The organism is Alistipes sp. DJF_B185 (assembly GCF_964250025.1).
Lineage (GTDB): Bacteria > Bacteroidota > Bacteroidia > Bacteroidales > Rikenellaceae > Alistipes > Alistipes finegoldii.
The window spans coordinates 1-3,807 of sequence record NZ_CAXUDY010000034.1 but is presented as its reverse complement, the minus strand read 5'-3'; the positions used below and the strand labels follow the sequence as shown (position 1 = coordinate 3,807).

The 3,807-nt window shown below is 35.9% G+C and carries 3 protein-coding genes; all 3 read left to right on the top strand.

Annotated features, from left to right (window positions below; genetic code table 11):
- Positions 1–216 precede the first annotated feature (216 nt).
- The 3 genes from ACESTR_RS15635 to ACESTR_RS15625 all read left to right on the top strand — a co-directional run bounded on the left by ACESTR_RS15635 (position 217) and on the right by ACESTR_RS15625 (position 3,720).
- Positions 217–438 carry a DUF2795 domain-containing protein gene (locus ACESTR_RS15635; RefSeq protein WP_244075979.1) on the top strand — a complete coding sequence of 74 codons (222 nt, stop codon included), beginning with the start codon at positions 217–219 and terminating at the stop codon, positions 436–438.
- Positions 439–1,209: 771 nt separating this feature from the next.
- Positions 1,210–1,545, top strand: a complete 336-nt coding sequence (locus tag ACESTR_RS15630) for a hypothetical protein (protein ID WP_373179418.1) — start codon at positions 1,210–1,212, stop codon at positions 1,543–1,545.
- Between the two features lie 105 nt (positions 1,546–1,650).
- Positions 1,651–3,720: an AAA family ATPase gene (locus ACESTR_RS15625; RefSeq protein WP_373179417.1), complete on the top strand. Its 2,070-nt coding sequence runs from the start codon at positions 1,651–1,653 to the stop codon at positions 3,718–3,720.
- Positions 3,721–3,807: the final 87 nt, after the last annotated feature.

The window sequence follows — 3,807 nt, the reverse complement described above, 5'->3', positions numbered from 1 at the left end:
GTACCCCGGATGTTCTCTTTGGCCATCAGCGATGGGTTGGTCGTCGCACCGTCCAGGACGCCCAGTTCGTGCGCCTTACGAACTATCCGGGTTCTGATGTAAAGAGTATGGTGTCGGAACATGATTCCCGGTCTCGTAGACCAATGTACCATCGGACTTATTCCATACTCTGATGTCTTAATTACTCAAATTTACAATGATTAAAGTGAATATACAATGTATTGGACTCTCGAATTGGCTTCGAAGTTCGAAGATGCCCCCTGGCCCGCAACCAAAGAGGGGTTAATTGACGATGCGGTACATTCGGGAGCGCCGCTCGAGGTGCTCGAAAACCTGCAGGAAATAGAGGACGAGGGTGAGATTTACAAATCGATCAAGGACATCTGGCCCGACTATCCCTCGAAAGACGATTTTTTCTTCAATGAGGAGGAATATTGATACCCTTCGAATAGATTAAATAATTAAATGTCAGAGCGATAAATGGTTGAATTTTGTTTGTCGCGCTGGTGTTTTATGGTTTTATATGGTGCTTGCTGTAACCTCCATATACAAACTCAACAACCGTAAAGTATTCTAAGGCGGAGGGCTCACTACCATTATAGGCATTCTTATCCTTCTTGGCTTAGGGATCTTCGTCCATCTTCGGGAACGAAACCGACAAGCTGTCATTGTAGGAATCAGCACCGCTATTGGATGTGCAATAACGCAGATATATGCGGCTGAGGACTTGTATCAGAGGAAGCGTAATAAGGGGAAGAACATCGCTGTACATGAAACTGAATCTGCGCAAGAAATTATAGCTCCAGACCACCATAAAGTGACTTTACCGCCTCGACTTGATACTGAAATGGCAAGAAAGGTCTTTATTGGAGGTTTATTCAAAATATAAGTTCTAATAAAAAATAATTCACCACGCGCAGCGTATTATTATGTTTGATAATCAATGGTTTAGTATGTGATATTCATTTTATCGTTCGAGAACGACCTTAATGCGATTGATTAATTTATGAGATATCTATCATAGATAATACAAATATATGCATTTTAAGCAATAATTGTATTTCGTTCATAACTTCCATAAAATGACGGAATCATCAATATTGATCGTATTTTCTAATACGACGATTGAATCATATTACTTATGCAATTGGATATTCTCGCTTAAAAAGATTATCTTTATAGTATTATTATTTAATTTCACAGAGAAATATGGAAGATCTCCAACAAAAAGTCATCAATTGGGTGAAAACATTAAAAGGATGGCAATGTGAATTAGCTTATCGACTTTTAATTAAAGAAAAATTAGACAATGGCGATATTAATGAAATTGTGTCAATGTTGAAAGAGGAGAAACAATTTGAAAATAAAATTTTTCCTAATATTGGCATATCCATTAATGGAGAATCGATAATATTATTGTCTATAGATTCCATAGAAAATATTGAACATCTGTCTCCTCGGAATGCTCTAAAGTTTGCGGAAAAAGGGTTGACAGTGATATATGGTAAGAATGGAACAGGCAAGTCCGGTTATACAAGAATTTAAAAAAAAATATGTGGAAAACCACGCGCACGGGATCTCATTGGGAATATATATAAATCCAATGCCAGTATCGGTAAATGTACCTTATTTTATAAAAAAGGCGAGCAAGTGGAACAATGTTCCTGGTCTGTGAATGATGGTGCTATAGAATCTTTAAGATCTGTCGATATTTTTGATTCCGACACAGGTGCCTCATATTTGAATGAAGCAAATTCAGTTTCTTATATTCCTCCTATTATAGCATTCTTTTCTTCTTTCTCAAGGTATCATGACATTATTAAGGAACGTTTGGCTACTCAAAAAGATCAATTGATTTCAAAACTACCAGTACCGCCACATGAATTATCTGAAACCAACTATGTAAAGAATGTATATCTGTCTAAAAATTTAGACCTATCAAAGTTTATCTGGACCGGAGAAGATGAGAATAAATTATCAGAACTTGATCAAAAATTAAAAGAACCAGATCTTAAAAAAGCTGTTGTAGAACTACGAGAACAAAAACGTAAGATTGACCAACTAATTAAAGATATTGAAGATGCTTTAATAAAAGTTTCTCCACAAAGTAAAGAAGAGATAGATGCTTTAGCATCTGACTTATCAACAAAAGAACAAGCAGTCCTTGATGCAGCTAAGGTGTTAAGCGATAGTTCTAAATTAGAGGGAGTGGGAACTGAATCTTGGAAATTATTATGGTCGGCAGCAAAAGAATATTCTCAAAAAGACGCATACTTGGATGATAAAAAGTTGTATCAACATGATAGATGTGTATTGTGTCATCAAATATTAGATGAGGAAACAAAAGATCGGTTGCAGAATTTTGATGCATTCATAACTAATGAGTTATCAAAAGAAGCGGCTAATGCGAAAAAGCAATATAATGATCGTATTAATTCCTTACCAGAGGATTTTACAGAAGATCAGATTATTGACAGAAGTATATCCTCTGGATTAGATAGAGATTGGGGAAAGCAAATATTTAATATATGGGCTCAAATATATAATAATGGAGAAGCGATTCGTTTAGGACGCCCATTACACAATATTTGCAATGAGGTGCAAATAGCTTTGTCAGCTTTGAACGAAAAGAGTCGACGATATGAAATTACTGCTGCAGAGTATGAAAATGCTGCAAAGTTATTTGACAGGGGTGCTACAGCAAAACAATTATTAGAGTTAAAAGCCCAAAAATGGGCTTTTGAACAGAGTGAAGACATAAAGATCGAGCGAACCCGTCAGACGAATATCACAAGATATGATCAATGGATATCACAAACCAATACACGAGGAATTACAACCAAAGCAAATGAAATTGGAGATTTAGTCATTACTCAAAGTTTCGTAAAACGATTTAATGAGGAGTTAGATAAATTAGGTGCTGGGAATATTCAAGTAGAGTTTATAAAACAAATTAATAAAGGAACAACTAAACATGTTCTCAAGATTGCGAATGCAACTCATAATAATCCCGGGAACATTTTAAGTGAGGGAGAAGCCCGTATTATTTCTCTTGCTGCTTTCTTAGCCGATGTTACGGGAGGGAATCATGCTAACCCGTTTGTTTTTGATGATCCTATTTCATCCCTCGATCAAACATACGAGGAAAAAACGGTTAAACGATTGGTTGAACTAAGCAAGAGCAGGCAAGTTATCGTTTTCACGCATCGATTGAGCTTATTATGTCAATTGAATGATGCCTGCGATAATATAAAAACGCTTGGAATAAGGAGAGAGTCGTGGGGAACTGGCGAAATAGGAGAACTTCCAATATCAGCAAAGTCTCCAAAGAATGCACTTAAAGATATTTTGAATAGCAAACTCGTTAGAGCAAAAAAAGTTCTTAATGAAAATGGAGCAGAAGAATATTATTTACATGCAAAAATGATATGTAGTGACTTCCGCATTTTAATAGAACGAACTGTTGAATATCATCTATTAGGTGATGTTGTTCAACGATATCGTCGTGCTGTAAACACAATGGGAAAAGTTAGTTCTCTTGCAAAAATAAATAAGAATGATTGCGAGACGATTGATAAATTTATGACGAAATATTCCTTTTATGAGCATAGTCAGCCATTAGAAGCGCCTGTTGAATTACCTTTACCTGAGGATATTTCTAATGATGTTAAGGAATTATTGGCATGGATTGATGAGTTTGATAAGAGAAAAAGCAGTTGATTAATAATTTATCACTACTGTCCCGTAAAAGCGGGCAAGTCGGTCTTTGAAATAGTTGAAACATAGTCTATTAGAAGTAATTTTTCA